This is a genomic window from Citrobacter sp. C1 (assembly GCF_014596895.2).
In the GTDB taxonomy this organism is placed as follows: Bacteria; Pseudomonadota; Gammaproteobacteria; order Enterobacterales; family Enterobacteriaceae; genus Citrobacter; species Citrobacter gillenii.
The window spans coordinates 902,258-921,528 of the sequence record NZ_CP115035.1 but is presented as its reverse complement, the minus strand read 5'-3'; the positions used below and the strand labels follow the sequence as shown (position 1 = coordinate 921,528).

Annotated in this window: 10 protein-coding genes and 3 tRNA genes; 6 read left to right on the top strand and 7 right to left on the bottom strand. The window is 55.3% G+C overall.

From position 1 onward, the window contains the following. The first annotated feature begins 108 nt into the window (after positions 1-108). Together csdA and csdE are read left to right on the top strand one after the other, a co-directional pair. Positions 109-1,314, top strand: a complete 1,206-nt coding sequence (csdA, locus tag IB214_RS04385) for a cysteine desulfurase CsdA (protein ID WP_117343125.1) — start codon at positions 109-111, stop codon at positions 1,312-1,314. After that, a complete protein-coding gene (gene csdE / locus IB214_RS04380) occupies positions 1,314-1,757 on the top strand; it encodes a cysteine desulfurase sulfur acceptor subunit CsdE (protein ID WP_117343124.1) in 444 nt (147 codons plus the stop codon). The genes csdA and csdE overlap by 1 nt, the downstream gene beginning before the upstream one ends. Before the next feature lie 68 nt (positions 1,758-1,825). Here csdE and tcdA read toward each other — a convergent pair whose 3' ends face one another. Further along, complete coding sequence (gene tcdA / locus IB214_RS04375; protein ID WP_115257580.1) at positions 1,826-2,632, bottom strand: tRNA cyclic N6-threonylcarbamoyladenosine(37) synthase TcdA; 807 nt, start codon at positions 2,630-2,632, stop codon at positions 1,826-1,828. Between the two features lie 130 nt (positions 2,633-2,762). Further along, on the bottom strand, positions 2,763-3,860 hold the full coding sequence (gene mltA / locus IB214_RS04370; protein WP_096755869.1) for a murein transglycosylase A: 1,098 nt from the start codon (positions 3,858-3,860) through the stop codon (positions 2,763-2,765). 204 nt (positions 3,861-4,064) lie between these two features. On the opposite strand from mltA, the gene IB214_RS04365 reads away from it, so the two are divergent. The 3 genes from IB214_RS04365 (at position 4,065) to IB214_RS04355 (ending at position 4,512) form a co-directional block, all read left to right on the top strand. Beyond that, positions 4,065-4,141, top strand: a tRNA-Met gene (locus tag IB214_RS04365). 65 nt (positions 4,142-4,206) lie between these two features. Further along, a tRNA-Met gene (locus tag IB214_RS04360) sits at positions 4,207-4,283 on the top strand. A 152-nt stretch (positions 4,284-4,435) separates the two neighbouring features. Then, positions 4,436-4,512: transfer RNA gene (locus tag IB214_RS04355), tRNA-Met, on the top strand. A 74-nt stretch (positions 4,513-4,586) separates the two neighbouring features. Here the strand turns inward: IB214_RS04355 and amiC are convergent. Beyond that, positions 4,587-5,840, bottom strand: coding sequence for an N-acetylmuramoyl-L-alanine amidase AmiC (gene amiC, locus IB214_RS04350; protein ID WP_096755860.1), 1,254 nt, complete (start codon positions 5,838-5,840; stop codon positions 4,587-4,589). A 235-nt stretch (positions 5,841-6,075) separates the two neighbouring features. On the opposite strand from amiC, the gene argA reads away from it, so the two are divergent. Beyond that, positions 6,076-7,407, top strand: a complete 1,332-nt coding sequence (gene argA / locus IB214_RS04345; protein WP_096755859.1) for an amino-acid N-acetyltransferase — start codon at positions 6,076-6,078, stop codon at positions 7,405-7,407. 47 nt (positions 7,408-7,454) lie between these two features. On the opposite strand, the gene recD is transcribed toward argA, so the two are convergent. From recD to recC, 4 genes are all read right to left on the bottom strand, one after another. Beyond that, positions 7,455-9,290: an exodeoxyribonuclease V subunit alpha gene (gene recD / locus IB214_RS04340; protein ID WP_117343827.1), complete on the bottom strand. Its 1,836-nt coding sequence runs from the start codon at positions 9,288-9,290 to the stop codon at positions 7,455-7,457. After that, positions 9,287-12,832: an exodeoxyribonuclease V subunit beta gene (gene recB, locus IB214_RS04335; RefSeq protein WP_117343826.1), complete on the bottom strand. Its 3,546-nt coding sequence runs from the start codon at positions 12,830-12,832 to the stop codon at positions 9,287-9,289. Before recB ends, recD begins: the two co-directional genes overlap by 4 nt. Further along, positions 12,825-15,713 (bottom strand): pitrilysin, encoded by a 2,889-nt coding sequence (gene ptrA / locus IB214_RS04330; protein ID WP_117343825.1) that lies wholly within the window; start codon positions 15,711-15,713, stop codon positions 12,825-12,827. Before ptrA ends, recB begins: the two co-directional genes overlap by 8 nt. Positions 15,714-15,890: 177 nt before the next feature. Continuing rightward, the gene (gene recC, locus IB214_RS04325; protein WP_117343824.1) at positions 15,891-19,259 is read right to left on the bottom strand and encodes an exodeoxyribonuclease V subunit gamma; all 3,369 of its coding nucleotides are present in this window, start codon (positions 19,257-19,259) and stop codon (positions 15,891-15,893) included. Positions 19,260-19,271 lie beyond the last annotated feature (12 nt).

Genomic DNA, 19,271 nt, shown 5'->3' with positions numbered 1-19,271 from the left:
ACACTGGTCTGATTTCACCAGGATATCCAGAGGATTCCGATGCTTAGGGTTACCCTTGTGCCAGCGCCCTTTTTGCGCCACGATCGGGGTATTGAACTGAGGAATCCCATGAACGCTTTTAACCCCGCGCAGTTTCGCGCACAGTTTCCCGCACTCAATGATGCTGGCGTCTATCTCGACAGTGCCGCCACGGCGCTCAAGCCGCAGACGGTTATTGAAGCTACGCATCAGTTTTATAGCCTGAGCGCCGGGAACGTCCATCGCAGCCAGTTTGCCGAAGCCCAGCGCCTGACCGCTCGCTATGAGGCAGCACGGGAAAAAGTCGCCCGACTGATCAACGCGCCGGATGACAAAACCATCGTCTGGACCCGCGGCACGACAGAGGCCATCAACATGGTGGCGCAAAGCTACGCGCGCCCACGCTTGCAGCCGGGTGATGAGATCATCGTTAGCGTGGCAGAACATCACGCCAACCTCGTCCCCTGGCTGATGGTCGCCCAGCAAACCGGGGCCAGGGTCGTCAGACTGCCGCTCAACGCGCAGTTACTTCCTGACGTTGAGCGTTTGCCCGAGCTCATCACCCCGCGCAGTCGCATACTGGCGCTGGGACAGATGTCTAACGTCACCGGCGGCTGCCCGGATTTAGCGCGCGCGATTACACTTGCCCACGCGGCAGGAATGGTGGTGATGGTAGACGGCGCCCAGGGTGTGGTGCATTTTCCCGCCGACGTTCAGCAGTTAGATATTGATTTCTATGCCTTCTCGGGCCACAAGCTGTACGGCCCAACCGGCATTGGCGCACTGTACGGTAAGCCTGAGCTACTGGACGCCATGTCACCCTGGCTCGGCGGTGGTAAGATGATTAGCGAGGTCAGCTTTGAGGGGTTCACCACTCAGGCAGCACCGTGGAAGCTGGAAGCGGGTACGCCTAACGTGGCCGGAGTCATCGGCCTGAGCGCGGCGCTGGAATGGCTGGCGGATATCGACATTGTTCAGGCCGAGAGCTGGAGCCGTGGCCTGGCGACGCTGGCGGAAGATGCGTTGGCAAAACGGCCTGGATTCCGCTCCTTCCGCTGTCAGGATTCCAGCTTGTTAGCCTTTGACTTCGCCGGGGTGCACCACAGCGATATGGTCACGCTGCTGGCCGAATATGGCATTGCGTTGCGTGCAGGACAGCACTGCGCACAGCCGCTGTTAGCAGAACTTGGCGTATCAGGCACCCTGCGCGCCTCATTTGCACCTTATAATAGCCAAAGTGATGTGGATGCGTTGGTCACAGCCGTTGACCGCGCGCTGGAAATATTGGTGGATTAATGACAACTCCTCTGCTCGCCGGACACCCGTTTGGCACAACCGTAACCGAAGAGACATTACGCAATACCTTTCTCCCACTCAACCAATGGGAAGATAAATACCGTCAGTTAATCCTGCTCGGTAAGCAGCTTCCGGCTCTGCCGGATGTGCTGAGGGCACAGGCCAAAGAAATTGCCGGATGCGAAAACCGCGTCTGGCTGGGCTATACCCTGCAGGATAATGGCACCCTGCATTTTTTTGGCGACAGCGAAGGACGTATCGTGCGCGGTCTGCTGGCGGTTTTACTCACCGCCGTCGAGGGCAAAACCGCCGCCGAGTTACAGACGCATTCGCCAATGGCGTTCTTTGATGAATTGGGTTTACGCGCGCAGCTTAGCGCCTCGCGCAGCCAGGGGTTGAATGCGCTCATTGGGGCAGTTCAGGATGCCGGATGGCAACGCTGATGCGTCTTATCCGGCCGACAACGCCACACAAACCGCAGGTTGGATAAGCGTAGCGCCATCCGACACAATCAGGGTTGACGCGCGGCTTTCGCCATCATCTTCTTCAGTGCGTGAGACACGGCAACAAAGCCAAAGGTTGCGGTCACCATGGTGGCCGCGCCAAATCCGGATGCACAATCCATACGTTTCGGCCCTTCCGCCGTCGCCTTCATAGCACACACGGAGCCGTCAGCCTGCGGGTACACCAGCGCTTCGGTCGAGAACACGCAGTCCACACCCAGCTTGCCTTTACTGTTCTTCACCACGCCAAAATCGCTTTTTAGCCGCTCACGTAACTTCGCCGCCAGCGGATCCTGAATGGTTTTTGCCAGATCAACGACCTGAATCTGCGTGGGGTCGATCTGCCCCCCCGCGCCACCGGTGGTGACCAGCGGAATTTTATTGCGTCGACAGTAAGCAATCAGCGCCGCTTTCGGGCGCACGCTGTCGATAGCGTCAATGACATACGAAAAGCCCGCGTTCATATACTCAGCAACATTATCTGGCGTGACAAAATCGTCAACAACATTAACCCGACACTCAGGGTTAATCTGGCGTATCCGCTCGGCCATCACCTCGGATTTCGCCTGCCCGACGGTATCTCGCAGGGCATGGATCTGACGGTTAGTATTGGTGACGCACACATCATCCATATCGATGAGCGTAATCGAGCCAATACCAGTACGCGCCAGTGCTTCCGCCGCCCACGAGCCCACGCCACCAATCCCGACCACGCAAACATGCGCCCCGGCAAACAATTGCAGGGCATTTTCACCATACAGACGCGCGGTGCCACCAAAACGCTGACGCCAGGCGTCGCTTATTACCACTGACATAGAACCTCAGATATAGAAAACAAAAAGAGCGGACAATGCCGCCCTGAGTGTCGTTTCATAGCCGGATGGCGCTTCGCTTATCCGGCCTACGCGCTAATTTGTAGGCCTGATAAGGCTAGCCGCCAGGCAACTAGCCGCTAAATACGTTACCCGCGCTGCCGGATGACTTCAGCACCCAGACGCGACCATAGTGATTATACCAACCTGCGCGATGTCCGGCATCGGCACCGATACCCTGGTAGATATCAAAGTGCTGGCCTTTGATAGCGCCACCGACATCCAGTGCCACCATCAAGCGCAGTTCATACTGACCGGTAAATTTGCCGTTATTATCCAGCAGCGGGACTTCTGCCAGTAACGTCGTACCGGCTGGAATAATGCTGCGATCGGAAGCAACCGATGCGCGGCCAATCAGCGGCACTGCGCTGGCACCTTTAACCGGAGCATAAGATTGTGGTTTAAAGAAAACGAACGACGGGTTTTGCTCCAGCAGCTCACGTACTTCGGCTTCGCTGTGCGTTTCGCCCCAGTGGCGGATCGCCTGCATCGACATATCTTCTTTCTTCACTTCGCCACGGTCGATCAGTACTTTACCAATACTGCGGTAGGCATGACCATTTTTCCCGGCATAGCTAAAGAAGTTAAGCGGGCTGCCATCGCCGAAGTCGATATAGCCGCTACCCTGCACATCCATAATGAAGTTATCCATCAGGGAGTTGCTGTAGGCAAGAATATAGTTGTCACTCAGCGCCCCGGCGTAGATTTCAGCACGCGTTGGTAAGCGTCCGCGTTTTGGCGGCATGCGGTAGATAGGGTACTGAAATTCCCCCTGACGCGTATGGCGCGCCTGGATGACCGGCGTGTAGTAGCCGGTGAACTGGACGTTACCATAGTTATCCGCCCCTTCCATTTGCCAAGCATCAATACCGAACTGGCGCATACTGCGCGTATCTCCGCCCGCGCGTAACCATTCCTGGATAGCGTTGTAGACGTTGCTCTGATTGCCATATAAACGCGGTGAGGAACTGCGGATCTGATTTACCTGCTCGGCAAAATCACCGGCATTGATCGGTGCGCCAACCGCATCGGGCTGATTCACCAGTGAGAAAGGCTGGGTCAATTTCCCGTCTTTATACTGCTGCCCACGATCGGTGGGTTTTGAGGAACACGCGGCGAGCATCACGACTACCGCCCCCGCCAGAAGATATTTTGCCCAACGTCCTTTCATTGTTCTCGTCTTAAGTTGCCTGAATGCGAGATGAAGATAACAAACCCCTGAACCTAATGAAATGCGAATACATACCTCAAGGCAAATTTTGAACAAAAAATAGACCGAAATGCGTTGTTTTTGTTCATTTTCATCCTAAAACAGTGATCCACGTAAAAAAAGGTTGCATGAAATCGTTAGCAGAGTATAGTGCGCATCCACGGACGCGGGGTGGAGCAGCCTGGTAGCTCGTCGGGCTCATAACCCGAAGGTCGTCAGTTCAAATCTGGCCCCCGCAACCAATTAAAATTTGATGTAAGATTTTTGCGAAGTAGTTCGAATCACAAATACAAAGCAAAAAGACGGACGCGGGGTGGAGCAGCCTGGTAGCTCGTCGGGCTCATAACCCGAAGGTCGTCGGTTCAAATCCGGCCCCCGCAACCAATCAAATTTGATGTGCAGTTTTTGCAAAGTAGTTCGAATCACAGCAAGGCGGCAACGCAGTGAGTCCTTAGGAGCTTACTCCAGTAAGTGACTGAGGTGAACGAGGAAAGCCAACGCCGATGTGGTTTGAAATACAAAGCAAAAAAGACGGACGCGGGGTGGAGCAGCCTGGTAGCTCGTCGGGCTCATAACCCGAAGGTCGTCGGTTCAAATCCGGCCCCCGCAACCAATACATTAAGCACCCTGACGGGTGTTTTTTTGTTTCTACGGCCCGTAAAAAAAGCGCTTTTCAGCGCTTTTTTGTTATCCCCTTCTTGCCAGCGTCGCCCCATCGGCAAAATACGCTTTGATCCCTGCCAGAATCGACTCCGCCACTTCCTGCTGGAACGTCGCTGTTTTGAGCTTACGCTCTTCTTCAACGTTACTGATAAATGCCGTTTCCACGAGGATAGACGGAATATCAGGGGCCTTCAGTACCGCAAACCCGGCCTGTTCAACCTGGTTCTTATGCAGATTATTCACCTTACCGAGTTTATTCAGTACCGCTTTACCAAACTTCAGGCTGTCGGCGATAGTCAGTGACTGCACCATATCAAACATAGTGTGGTCGACGTAGCGGTCACCACTCTTGCTGACGCCACCAATAAGATCCGAGGCGTTCTGGGTTTGCGCCAAAAATTTTGCGGCCGTACTGGTCGCGCCTTTGGTGGAGAGTGCGAACACCGACGAACCGCTGGGTTGTCGGCTGGTAAACGCATCGGCGTGAATAGAGACAAACAGATCGGCACGCTGTTTCTGAGCTTTAGCCACGCGCACCTTCAGCGGAATGAAGATATCTTCATTTCGCGTCATAAAGACCTTCATGTTGCCTTCTTTCTCAATCAGCGCGCGCAGACGGCGGGCAATTTGTAGCACCACGTCTTTTTCGCGCGTCTTGTATTTCCCCACGGCACCGGAGTCTTCTCCGCCGTGACCGGGATCGAGCATAATGACAATCGGACGATCGCGCCCCGCTTTACCCGGCTGTGGACCACTTTGCGCAGGCGGCACCTGCTTATCCAGATCGCCCTTGTTGTAATCTTCAAGCAACGCCAGCAGAGGATCCTGTACATCCTGGGCATTGGCCGGATAGAGATCCATCACCAGTCGTTCTTTAAAGCCCGCTACCGGTGCCAGCGCAAAAAGCTGTGGCTTCACATTTTGCTTCAGCTCAAACACCATACGCACGGTCTGCGGGTCAAACTGCCCGACTCTTGCCGACTTGATGTACGGATCGTCCGGGCGGATCTGCGTCCCAATACCCTTAAGCACCGAGTTCAAATTGACGCCTTCAATATCTACCACCACACGCTCAGGATTACTCAGGGCAAACTGTTTGTATTTCAGCAGACGATTGGATTCTACCGTGACGCGGGTATAGCTGGACGCTGGCCATACGCGCACCGCAACGACCTGACTCACGGCAGCCAAACCGACCTGACTGACGCTCAAAAGCCACATAGCACCCGCACCTTTCAGTAAACGGCGGCGACTGATTGCTGAATTGGATCCCGACATGCTTCTCCCGAGCAAAAGAAATCTTTAGTAGAGGTAATACGTAAAACGTCCGAATTGACCGGAAACTTTAACGAATGACGCATAATCTGTCATCTACAAAAGGGTAAACATTCTTTTTATATTCACGGCATTACTGGGAAAAATCTTTAGCAGGAATAAAAATTACGCTTGCGCACAACGCGAAAACAGAATAAAAATACACAAATTACGAATAATCATGCAATAGAGGTGTGCCGTGGTGAAGGAGCGTAGAACCGAGCTGGTACAGGGATTCCGCCATTCTGTTCCCTATATCAATACCCATCGGGGAAAAACGTTTGTCATTATGCTGGGCGGCGAAGCCATCGAGCATGAAAATTTTTCCAGTATCGTCAATGATATTGGACTCCTTCATAGCCTCGGCATTCGCCTGGTTGTGGTGTATGGCGCGCGGCCACAGATTGATGCCAATCTTGCTGCGCATCATCATGAGCCGGTGTATCACAAGAATACGCGCGTGACCGACGCCAAAACGCTGGAGCTGGTCAAACAGGCAGCTGGTCTGCTCCAGCTTGATATTACTGCACGCCTGTCGATGAGCCTGAACAATACGCCCTTGCAGGGTGCGCACATCAACGTGGTCAGCGGGAATTTTATTATCTCCCAGCCGTTGGGCGTGGATGACGGCGTCGATTACTGCCACAGCGGGCGCATTCGTCGTATTGATGAAGAGGCGATTCACCGCCAACTGGACAGCGGCGCCATTGTTCTGATGGGACCTGTCGCTGTTTCCGTGACCGGCGAGAGCTTTAACTTGACGTCTGAAGAGGTCGCCACTCAGTTAGCCATCAAACTGAAGGCAGAAAAGATGATCGGCTTTTGCTCCTCGCAAGGGGTCATTAACGATGATGGCGATATTGTGTCCGAACTGTTCCCCAACGAGGCCCAGGCACGCGTTGAAGCCCAGGAAGCAATCGGTGACTACAGCTCCGGTACCGTGCGCTTCCTGCGGGGTGCAGTCAAAGCCTGTCGTAGTGGGGTACGCCGCTGCCACCTGATTAGCTATCAGGAAGACGGCACGCTGTTGCAAGAACTGTTCTCACGTGACGGGATTGGGACGCAAATCGTGATGGAGAGTGCCGAGCAGATCCGTCGCGCAACCATCAATGATATCGGCGGGATCCTGGAGCTGATCCGCCCGCTAGAGCAGCAAGGTATTCTGGTTCGCCGCTCGCGCGAACAACTGGAAATGGAGATCGACAAGTTCACCATTATTCAGCGCGATAACCTGACCATCGCCTGTGCCGCGCTGTACCCTTTCCCGGAAGAACGAATTGGCGAAATGGCCTGCGTAGCGGTGCATCCGGACTATCGTAGTTCATCGCGTGGCGAGGTTTTGCTGGAGCGGATCGCCGTGCAAGCCCGACAAATGGGGCTCAGCAAGCTGTTCGTGTTGACCACGCGCAGCATTCACTGGTTTCAGGAGCGCGGCTTTACCCCGGTGGATATCGACCTGCTACCGGAAAGTAAGAAAGAGATGTACAACTATCAGCGGCGGTCAAAAGTGCTGATGGCAGATTTGGGATAGAGGTCGTTGCCGGGTATGGCATAAATGCCTTATCCGGCCAACAAAACCTACTCTGTAATGCCGTCATTAAACAGCGCAGACAGCCCGCTGCGACGTTCCGTGCGAATAGCAACAGCCGCAGTTAATATCCGCTCATCGGCGTACAACGACAGGCGGCGGCGCGCGCGGGTAATGGCGGTATATACCAGTTCGCGGGTGACAACGGGCGAGTGCTGGCTAGGCAAAATCAACGCCGCATGATCAAATTCAGACCCTTGCGATTTGTGCACCGTCATCGCCCAGGTGGTTTCATGTTCCGGCAAACGGCTGGGCTGCACCGACTTGATGGACCCATCCGGCAAAGCGAACCATACCCGCAGCCCCTGCCCACGATCGAGCGCAATACCGATATCTCCGTTAAACAGCCCCAGCGAACTGTCATTACGCGCAATCATTACCGGTCGCCCCTCGTACCAGCGGGTATGCGCGGAACGCTGGATTTTACGTTTTTGCACCATCACCTGTTCAAGGCGTTCATTCAGTCCGCTTACGCCGAATGGCCCTTCTCGCAGGGCGCACAGCAGCTGATATTCATTAAATGCCTGAATGACAGCCCCCGGCTCTGCGCCTTCGCGCAACAACGTCAGGTAGCGGCCATATCCGGCTAACGCCTCTTCAAGCATAGCGACATAGTCTTCCCCGCTGCGCAGGGTGCGTTTTTCAATATCGCTAAATCCCTGCTGGAATACCGTTTTCAGCGCGGCTTTATCACCGCGATTAATCGCCGACGCCAGCTGGCCGATACCGGAATCACTGCCGAAACGGTAGCTTTTTTGTAGCAGACAGAGGCTGTCCCGCAAAGAGGCGGCCTGGGTGCCCACGCCCGCCGGAATGGTGCTGCCGGTCAGCCGACTCAGCTGTTTTGCGCGTTCGGGGGTAAACCCGGCATTCACAAAGGCACAGATATCCCCCAGCACCGCGCCCGCCTCAACGGACGCCAGCTGGTCGCGATCGCCAAGAAAAATCACCCGCCCGTGCGGCGGTAGCGCATCAATCAGGCGTGACATCATGGGCAAATCAATCATCGAGGCTTCATCCACCACCAGCACATCAAGATGCAGGGGGTTGCCCGCATGATGGCGCAGGCGCTGGCTGCCGGGCTGCGCACCCAACAGCCGATGCAACGTACTGGCATCATCCGGAATGCGTTTCTTTTGCTCATCGGTCAGCGGCAGCTCACGCAGTGCCGCGCCCAGCGATGCGGTCAGACGTGCCGCCGCTTTTCCCGTCGGTGCCGCCAGGCGAATACGACAGCGCTCGCCGTCGGTCATCTGAATCAATGCCGCCAGCAGCCTCGCAACCGTGGTGGTTTTACCGGTGCCCGGTCCGCCGGAGATCACCGATATACGGCGAGTCAGCGCCACGGCCGCCGCCACTTTTTGCCAGTTAACGCCCTCTTCTGTTCGCGGAAAAAGCGTCTCCAGCGTCTGGGCCAGCCGCGACTCATCGACGTCGATGGCCTGGTTAACTTCACTGAAAAAGCGGGCGACCGTACGTTCGTTATTCCACATCCGGTTCAGGTACAGGCGATCGCCGTACAGCACCAACGGAGTGGGACGCTCGCCGCGACTCACCGCCACGGAGGCCAGCAGGCATTCAGTCCAGTCTGCTGGTTCACCTGCTTCGCCTAGCCATGCGCTCAGCAGAGGATGGGCGTCTTCGCTTAAGGATAAACGGGAAAGCGGTAAACAGACGTGTCCCTCACCCGCTTCACGACTGAGTAGCGCCGCTGCCAGCGTGACCGCAGGGTTATCGTTACCGGCAACCGCCAGCGCAAACTGGGCATCCAGCGCCCGGAGCTGCTTTTGCTCTACCGCCTCCAGTAATCGCGTTTGGATTGTCATAACGTCTCCTCCAGTGTCGCACCGGCAAACATCTCGTCCATCAAGGTAACCAATTCTGCGTCAGGTCGGGTCGCGTAAATCCCCTGCTGCGGTTGTTCGCTGTCAACGCCGCGCAGGAAGAGGTAGATGACGCCGCCAAAATGACGTTCATAGTCGTAGTCTGCAATGCGATGACGTAAATAGCGGTGCAGTGCCAGGGTATAAAGCTGATATTGCAGATCATAGCGATGTGCCTGCATAGCAGCGACCATCGCCTGCTGGGTGTACGCCGTACTGTCTTCACCCAGCCAGTTAGACTTGTAGTCGAGCAGGTAATAACGCCCCTGATGACGGAACACCAGGTCGATAAACCCTTTCAGCATGCCGCGTACCTGCATAAAGTCCAGCGGAGGACAGCCCGCCGAGAGCGGGTCATACTGACGGATCAACGCATCCAGTTGGCTGGCAATCAGCGGCTGCGAAATCGGCAGATAAAACTCCATCTCCACCTGTTTTTCATGCGCTGAAAGTGCGCTCAGGCTCACGCCAGTTTCGTTGAGCGGCGCATACAAAATAGCCTCCAGCCACGGGGTCAGAACCGGTGCCCAATGTGCGTCATAGCCGCCAAGCGCGAGTTGTTCCTGCACCCAAAGCGGGTCCACCGGCTGGGTAAAATCAAGCGCTTCAAACAGGCTATGCAAAAATGTGCCCGGTGACGCCCCACGCGGGAACTGGTGCGGCGTGAGTCCGGATTCCACAATCGCTTCACCGACGCCCGCCGCATCAACGTCCAGCCGGGGGATCAGATCCTGCGCGATACCGTGCCCGCGCTGTTGCAGGCCGGAATAACTGGTAACGCGCCAGTTATCGCCTGGCAGGCGCGGCAGCGTCCGCGCGCTCAACGGTTCGCGGCTTTCTTCAGCAGAAAGCCAGCGTTCGGTGTCCGGTTCATCAGGGACCCGACAGGCAATATCGTCACTACAAAGCGCATCAATGGCGGCGCGCAGTCCGGCAGCGTCCATCGGCTCGCCTTTTTGCAACAGACGGCCCAGCGCGCTTTGATGCACATCGGTGTCACCTTTTTTATCTCCCCGGCGGCGTACCAACGGCGCAACGCCAAGGCTGCAGTGCCATACCGAACGGGTCAGCGCGACGTAGAGCAGACGCAGGTCTTCCGCCAGACGTTCAACCTCAGCCAGCTCGATGCTCTCATCAGCCTGGCTGAGATCCAGCACCGCTTCAAACGAACGGCGATCGTGATAGAACGCCTGATCCTGCACGCGAAAATGAGTGATGAAAGGCAGCCAGACCAGCGGGTATTCCAGCCCTTTCGATTTGTGAATAGTGACGATTTTGACCAGGTGCTTATCGCTTTCCAGCCTGAGCTGCTGGCTGGATGCATTGCTGTCCGGCTCAAGAATATGCTGGGATAACCAGCGCACCAGCGCATGCTCGCTTTCCAACTGCGAACCGGCTTCCTGTAACAGCTCGCTGATGTGTAAAATATCAGTCAGGCGACGCTCGCCTCCCGCCGTTGCCAGCAGGTTTTCCGCAATCTGACGCGCCGACATCAGCGCGCGAAGCATCGGCATCACGCCGCGCTTGTGCCAGAGCTGACGGTAGCCGTCAAACTCCTCGACTACCGCATCCCAGGCATGCTCATCATTATTGAGCGTTTCGATATCCTGCGCATTCAGCCCCATCATCGACGTTGCCAGTGCGCTACGCAGCGTATTTTCACGCTCCGGCGTCATCACCGCCTGCAATACCCACAGCAGTTCCTGCGCTTCGAGGGTATCAAAGACGCTGTCACGGTTGGAAAGATAGACCGACGGGATCGCCAGTTGCGTCAGCGCATCGCGGATGAGCGCTGCCTCCTGGCGACTGCGCACCAGCACGCTGATATCCGACGCGCGTACCGGTCGTGATGTTTTAGCGCTCGTCAGAAGCGCCTTGCCCGCGTGTCCGGCTTTCAGCCAGTCACGAATTTGCGTTGCACAAACCCGGGCCATGTAATTCTGATAGTCACCGACACCGCAACTTTCCCCGTCCATCAACCACATGTTGATCGCTGGCTGTGTTTCACCGTTCAGGACAAACCGCAACGACTGATTTTTTTCGGCGGATTTCACCGGACTAAAGGGGATTTCGCGGAACATAAAGGCGTCGGTCATCTGGCTAAACAGCGTATTCACACCATTAACCATGCCAGGCGCCGAGCGCCAGTTGGTGTCGAGCGTGTAGTGCGCGCTCACTTCGCTGCGCGCCTTCATATAGGTAAAAATATCCGCGCCGCGAAACGCGTAAATCGCCTGTTTCGGGTCGCCAATCAGCAGCAGGGCCGTATCCGGCTGATGCTGCCAGATACGGCGGAAAATGCGATATTGCTGCGGATCGGTGTCCTGGAATTCATCAATCATTGCCACCGGAAAACGGCTACGGATGGCTGTCGCCAGTGCGTCGCCGCTTTCACTGCGCAGCGCCGCATCGAGACGACTGAGCATATCGTCAAAACCCAGCTCACCGCGTCGACGTTTTTCTGCAGCCACCGTTTCGCGGATCTCCGCCAGTGCCCGTGTGATCACCAAATCGCGAATGGTCAGCGGCTCAGCGAGCAGTTCATCAATGGCAACAAAGAGCGGATGCTGTGGCGTGATGCCGCCCGCTTTGGTACGTTCTTCCAGAAAACGCTGGGAGAATTTTTCCAGGGCATCCGGCAACTGATAACTTTGCGTTTCTTCCTGCGCCCAGGCGCTTATCTTCTCAATCCACTTGCCCTGATTACCCCGGTTAAATTTACGTCTGTCGATCCCCGAGGCTTCCAGCAATCCGTCCAGCTCATCAACCGAATCGCACCATTGCTGCTTGATTTGGTTGATGCGTGCGAGGATTTTTTCGTGTCGGGATGCCAGCGTTTCATCTGCTGACGGCGGCGCTTTAATGACCGGCGCTTCCCCTTGCAAGTAGCGATCGATATCCCTCAACAGCGCCTGCGGCCCTTTCCACGTTTCAAAAACCACCTGCGCAATATCGCGAGACAGTGGGTAGCAATGCCGACGCCAAAAGTCCGCGCAGGCCTGATAACGCAGCAGTGATTCATCTTCAATCAGCTGTTGTTCAAACAACATGCCGGACTCAAAGGCATTGAGACTGAGCATGCGCTGACAAAAACCGTGGATGGTAAACACCGCCGCTTCATCCATCTGTCGTTCAGCCAGCAGCAGCCACTGCGCGGCCTGCTTTTTATCGGCAATTTCATCTAACAGACGGACGTACAGCGGGTTTTCGGTGGTTTCACGCAGGCAGGCAATGCGCAGTTCATGGATGTTGCTACGAATACGTCCACGCAGTTCTTCAGTAGCCGCCTCCGTAAAGGTGACCACTAATAGCTCTTCGACGGTCAGCGGACGGGGAAAGGCGGCAGAGCCGCCCAGTCCAAGCAGTAAACGTAAATACAGGGCGGCGATGGTAAAGGTTTTACCGGTGCCTGCGGAGGCTTCAATCAGACGCTCGCCCGTCAGGGGCAAACGGAGTGGATCAAGGGACTCAGCGGCATCATTCATTCTTTTCACTCATCAGGGGTAAGGTTTGCTGCAACGCGCTGACGGTCTGCCACACTTTCCAGCCTTCCGGGTGCACATAGTCTGCTTTCCCGTTCTGACTGCCGGAAACCTGTGACAGTATCGCCATGCCTTGCGGCTCAACCACCGCCTGATGGAAGAAATCGGCAAGCTTTTGCGGCGTCAGCAGTTTAATCTGAGCCACGATTTTATCACGTGAATCGAAGCGCATATTACCCCGATCGAAATCTTTGCTTAACTGCGAAGCTTCTGCCCCTAACGTTTGCGGCGCCTGCAGCATTTGCGCAATGATAGCCTGCTGAATTTGCGCGAACTCATCGGCTTTCATCGCCCGCAGCTTCGCTTCCGCCGTGGGGAAAAATGCTTTGTAGCGGTCCCACAAATAAGACGGCTGCTTGTCACTGCTTTGCAGCAGGAAGCCCATCCCCCACTGACGGCCTACGCTCATCGGGAAGGCAAATACGGCATATCCCAACTGCTCTTCGGTACGCAGCTGATTGTAGAACCACGGCTGCACAATCTGTCCTAACATGGCGCTGTAGGCTGAGCTGGTGTATTCATCGTAGCCGGTGGGGACAAATACCGCCGCCAGCGCGGAGTCTGTACTGCTGCCCGCTTTTTCAAAGATAACGGACTGCTTTTTGTCCACCACCACATCTTTGTTACGACACCACTCCGAGCCGTTAGCACCCAGCTGTTTCTGGATGTCCCGCGCCATGGTCTTCGCCTGCGCCTCGCTCATATTACCAATCACGAGGAATTCAGGTCGCGCCCCGGCTTTTAACGTGTCACGGTAGGTCATCACCTCATTTAAGGTAATAGAAGGCAGCAACTTACGGCGCTCATCACGCGAGAAGTACGGCACCTGAGAAAGCATCTGTACCGGCATAATCGCCTGGTCGTAGGCTTTGCCTTTTTCCGCAGAGTCCATCATCTGCGCGTACCAGGATTTCGCCTGTTCCAGTTGTTCCTCCGTAGAGGTATAGCTGAAATAACCGCTCAGCAGCGCCTGAAAAAGCTGCGGTAAACGTTGCGTATAACCGTTAGCGTTGAGCATCAAACCGTTGTTGGCGTTGGTCGAGAAGCCAATACCGCCCACCGCAGCCTGATTACTCAACTGGTCAAGCGCAATGCCTGCCAGGTAATCGTTAAGCGCGAATAACACCTGGTTTTTGGCACTGTCCATCGCCTTCGGGTTACGCAGGATCACGCTGACGTCGGCCTTCGGCTCAGTGGCAAAATACTGGCTCGGCGCATAGACCACGCGTAAATCCGGCTCATCGACAATCAGATCCGGACGCGCATATTTTTTATCCGCTTTAATCAGCGTGAAATCGTCAGGAATATAGGGGTTTAACTCCGGCAAAGACAGCGCAATGCTCTGCGCTTTTTGCTGCCAGTCAGCGAAGGTTTTATCGCTTATTTTATCGACCTGATAAGGCGCATCAACAAAGTATGCGGTTTTGTTGTGCGGCTCTTTCGGGCTGATGTACCAAATACGCGCGTTCTGCGGCGTCATCATCGCCAGACGCTGCTGCACGGCTTTCGCATCGTACTGGTCGGCAATATTTACCGCATCCAGCGTATGTTCTACCGGAACGCGGATCATGGTATCTGCCAGCCATTCCACATAGTCCATATCACGGGTGATGGACGGATAGCGGAAGTCGAGATCCAGCACGTGCGCCAGTTCGTCGAAATAACGTTTATCGACGCCTTTATCGCGTAACAGGTTGAGATAGCTAAAGATGGCCGCGACCACTTCATCGCGATTCGCCAGGCCTTTGTCGGTTAAGGTCGCGGAAATGGCTAATACACCGCTGTTACCGTTGACCACCGGGTCAGAGTCCGCACGGATGCCTTCCACTAATCCCTGCTTTTGCAGCCAGTCAGACAAGGTACCTGGGCTGCGGTTGCCAATCAGGTACGTCACCAGCTCATCGGTTTTACTGCGAAACTGTGCGCTATTGTTATCAATACGAAACTCAATGCGCAGCACTTTACGCGGCATCGCCGGGACATAGTGGATTATGATGCCCTTTTGCGCGTCGGTAACTACCGGGACGGTGATTTCCGGCTTTTCGATATTTTTGTTCGGCACCCGTCCGAAGGTATCAGCGGCTATCCGCGCCAGTTCTGGCAGCGGTTTATTGCTGTAAACTACCGCCTTCATCACGTTTGCCGAGTAGTACTTTTCATGAAACGTCTGTAAAGCCTGCAGCACCGGATTACCCGGCTTGTCGCTCAGCGTTTGCAGGTTACCGCCGGAGAAGCGCGAGCCCGGGTGCGCCGGGTTGATGGTCTCGGCACTCACCTGCGCCATACGCATACCGTCACGGGTACGCGCCAGCGTCAGCTCAGAGTTAACGGCATTACGCTCGCGATCGGCATATTTTTTATCCAGCAACGGTTCGGCAATGGCGTCCGCCAGACGATCCACCGCCCCGAGCAGCGCGTCGTTTTCAACTTCAAGATAGAAAGCCGTGCGATAAGGCGCCGTGCTGGCATTGTGGCTGCCGCCGTGCATTTTAAGGAATTCCGCTAAGCTATCCGGCTGCGGGTATTTTTTCGAGCCCATCAGGCACATGTGTTCGAGGTAATGCGCCAGCCCCTGATGATCGTCGGGATCTTCCAGAGACCCAACGGGCACCACCAGTGCGGAAAGGGATTTCACGGCCTGGGGATCGGATACCAGCAACACGACCATGCCGTTGTCCAGGCGCACGGCCTGATACTGGCGGGTATCTTTATCGCTTTTACGGATGGTTTCAGCTAAGGGCTGCCAACCGGTATCTGCCTGACTTACGGGCGCCCAAAGGGCGACGAACAACAGTATTGCGCAAAACCAGGTGCTGCGGGGCATTCACAAACCTCATCATTAACGTATTCACCTGTTCACAGCAAACCACGCAGAAAGGCGGGGTCTGAACAGGGCAAGACTTTGTGCTGAACGAGTCAGCATCTTATGTGTAAGAATCAGTCCGTGACAGAAAGCGCATCATAGAGGAAGCCATCGAATTGCGCAATTTTTATACAATCATCATGACTGATTAAAGCGAAATAACGGTAACAAAAAGCGCTGAGACTGCGCCACGATGGCCTCCAGCGTATCCGGCTCCAGCTGACGCCACAGGCGTTGATACCAGATATCGTCACCCTCACCGCGTACCATCATGTTGCCTTCATAGGCCTGCAAAAACTTACTACGCGCTTTTTGCCGCGTGTCGTCGTCCTCTAACATGGCATCATTTGCGGCGTCATAACAGGTTTTTATCCATGCCCCACCGCTTTCCGGTAGCACCAGCAACGGCGATGACATGCCCTCGCGATACCCGTCAACAAGCTGCGCCAGGTAGCGCATTGCCTGCTCGGCATCCAGTGGAGGAAAACGCCACTCTGCATCTTTACGCAGGAACAGCCGGCTCTCACCCGTTCCACCACTGGCACAATAGACAAGATGTTCCAGCCAAAGTTGCACGCCCTGAGAAACGCTTAACAAAGATGGGCGCCAGCGCAACAAACCGTCCTGCTGAACCTGCGGTAGCCACCCGGTGATTTGCACGCCGTTGCAGTTGAGATCGATCTCCATACTCTGACCCGGCTGGCGACAAGCGATAATACGCTCGGCCAGCGACTGCATTTCCTGGCGCTGGGCATCCCACAGGATTTCGCCAAATGCCCCGTAAGGCAGCGAGCCTGCCGCACGGAAGTGACGGAACAAACGCTCCGCATCATGCTCTTCAACCAGCGTGTTAAGCAGCTGCTGATTAAGCTGATAGCGGGTTAATCCTTCAAGGATAAAGGGTTCTGTCTCCGGAATATCACTCTCTTCAGAGCGGAAGTTCACCTGTAGCCGCATCTGGAAAAAAGCCCGCACCGGGTGTGCCCAAAATCTCTGCAGCGTCTCTAGTGTCAGGATTTCAGGCATGACATATGGCAGTGGTTGCACAAAATCAGTGTGTGCTTTGCCTGTCAGGCTCGCCGCGGGCAGCCACTCCCGGGCATAACTTTGCTGCTCTCCCGGCAGATAGTTTTGTGCGTCAAAAGGCATGCGGGTATGCAAACGGGTTATGTGCGCTTTTACCCGGGCCTCGCTTTCATCACAGGTGAGCGCTTCATCACCCGGCAAATAGTGGCTTTGCCCAATGTAGTCCAGCAACTCTTGTACCAGCACCGACGGAAAGCGTTCGCTGTTGTCCTGGATTGAACGACCAATGTAGCTGATGTAGAGCGTTTGCTGCGCCGAAATCAGGGCTTCCAGAAACAGATAGCGGTCATCATCGCGGCGGCTTCGGTCACCACGCATCGGCTTTTGGCTCATCAGATCGAAACCCAGAGGCGCAAGCTGGCGCGGATAAACGCCGTCGTTCATGCCCAGCAGACACACTACCTTGAAAGGAATCGATCGCATCGGCATCAGGGTACAGATATTGACCGGACCTGCGAGGAAGCGCTGGCTAATGCGTTCCTGATCGAGCCGTTGTGCCAGCTCATCGCGTAACAGCGAAAGCGGCACGGCCTCGCCGTATTTAGCCCCCAGACCTTCAGCGATAATGGCCTGCCACTGATCTTTAATCAGCGTCATTGCCGCTTCGGTATCCACATCCGGCAGGAAGAAATCATTAAGCATGTCGTTGCAAACAGGCAACCACTCTTCCAGCGGACGTTCCTGCGCCAGACCCCGACGCCAGAGATTCAGTTTCATCAACAGCGAAGCCAGATGCCCCACCAGTTCGGCGATCAAACCGCTGGACTCATCATACGGCAGTACGGATTGCCACTCCCCCTGCGCACTTTCCATCGCATAGCCCAACAGCATTCGCGTCAAACCAAATTGCCAGGTGTGTTGGCCTGTCGGCGGCAGTTCCAGTTCGCGCACGTTGTCATCGTCAATGCCCCAGCGAATGCCTGACTCATTCACCCATAAGCGGAGATAGCGCAGCCCTTCTTCGTTGATGTTGAAGCGCGCCGCCAGCACGGGAACATCGAGTAACGCCAGCACATCCTCGGAGACAAAGCGGCTGTCCGGCAGCGACAGCAGGCTAATAAACGCCTGTAAAACCGGATGGGACTGGCGCGCACGACGGTCAGAAATGGCATACGGTAAATAGCGATCGGCCGGCGCGCTGCCAAAAACAGCCTGAATAAAGGGGCTATAGCTGTCGATATCCGCCACCATGACGATGATATCGCGCGGCGTCAGCGTTGGGTCCGCCGCCAGCATCGCCAGCAGGCGGTCATGAAGAATTTCCACCTCACGCTGTGGGCTGTGGCAGACATGAAACGTTACGCTGGTGTCATTCGGCTCAAGTAAGCGCTTATTATCGCTGCGCGAATACTCCTCCAGATTAACGCCCGCCACGGCCCGGCTTTCCAGTTCAAGGATATCCGACTGAATGTTATGCAAAAGATTGTCAGGCATGATATCCACAAACGCATCCAGCTCCTGGCTGTTTTCCAGTTCGGAAAGCAGGTAAATATAGTCTCGCCCCAGTTTGCCCCACGAGGCCAGCAGCGGGTTACTGACATCCTGTTCGCCGTCGCTGTTAAACAACTCTTCAGCATTCTGGCTATCACGAAACAGCGGCAGATGACGTTCTTCAAAGCTATGCCGACGCTGACGTGCCAGCAGCTTTGCCAGATACGCGGGGTCTTTAATATCACCCCAGTAGTAACGACATGGATTAGTAAACAGCAGATGAATTTCAATATGCTTCCCCAGCGCCTGCAGGGCCTGAAGATACACGGGCGGCAGTGCGGAAATGCCGCAAATAAAGACGCGAGCGGGCAGCCCCTGCGGACAGCTTGAGGCATTTTCCAGGGTCTGAATAAATCGCTGATATAAATTGGCGCGGTGCCAGCGCTCTTGCCCCAGCTCTGCGGTGTATTCCACCAACGCTTTCCACAATGGTGCCTGCCAGGCCTGAGACTCCCCCAATCCTTCAACCTGTTTCCCCGACTCCCACTGCGTCAACCAGTCAGGACGGTAGACTAAGTACTGGTCAAACAGGTCAGCGGCACGTGAGGAGAGCTGAAACAGCTTACGCTTGTCGGTATCGTCTGTCAGATACTGGCGCAGCAACGTGAACGCCTCGTCATCCAGCAACTGCGGCAGCAGCGTCATCAGCTTCCAGCTCATACTCTGCTTGCTGAACGCACTTTCTTTTGGGATATCAGGCAGTACCCGCACAAACATATCCCAGATAAAACTCGCAGGTAGCGGGAAGTCAATATTGGCGGCAATGCCGAACTTCTGTGCCAGGGTCATTTGTAGCCATTGCGCCATGCCGGTACTTTGAACCAGGATCATTTCAGGTTCAAAGGGATCGATGAGCCGGTCGCGCTCAACGATATATTCCATTAACGCTTCCAGCACATCCAGACGATTGGAGTGGTAGACCCTTAACATAGCGGCTCCTGA

What these genes read in the sequence shown, in the direction of transcription:
- mltA (WP_096755869.1), bottom strand. Translation starts at nt 3,860, where the DNA reads ATGAAAGGACGTTGGGCAAAATATCTTCTGGCGGGGGCGGTAGTCGTG.
- ptrA (WP_117343825.1), bottom strand. Translation starts at nt 15,713, where the DNA reads ATGCCCCGCAGCACCTGGTTTTGCGCAATACTGTTGTTCGTCGCCCTT.
- tcdA (WP_115257580.1), bottom strand. Translation starts at nt 2,632, where the DNA reads ATGTCAGTGGTAATAAGCGACGCCTGGCGTCAGCGTTTTGGTGGCACC.
- recB (WP_117343826.1), bottom strand. Translation starts at nt 12,832, where the DNA reads ATGAATGATGCCGCTGAGTCCCTTGATCCACTCCGTTTGCCCCTGACG.
- csdA (WP_117343125.1), top strand. Translation starts at nt 109, where the DNA reads ATGAACGCTTTTAACCCCGCGCAGTTTCGCGCACAGTTTCCCGCACTC.
- recC (WP_117343824.1), bottom strand. Translation starts at nt 19,259, where the DNA reads ATGTTAAGGGTCTACCACTCCAATCGTCTGGATGTGCTGGAAGCGTTA.
- csdE (WP_117343124.1), top strand. Translation starts at nt 1,314, where the DNA reads ATGACAACTCCTCTGCTCGCCGGACACCCGTTTGGCACAACCGTAACC.
- recD (WP_117343827.1), bottom strand. Translation starts at nt 9,290, where the DNA reads ATGACAATCCAAACGCGATTACTGGAGGCGGTAGAGCAAAAGCAGCTC.
- amiC (WP_096755860.1), bottom strand. Translation starts at nt 5,840, where the DNA reads ATGTCGGGATCCAATTCAGCAATCAGTCGCCGCCGTTTACTGAAAGGT.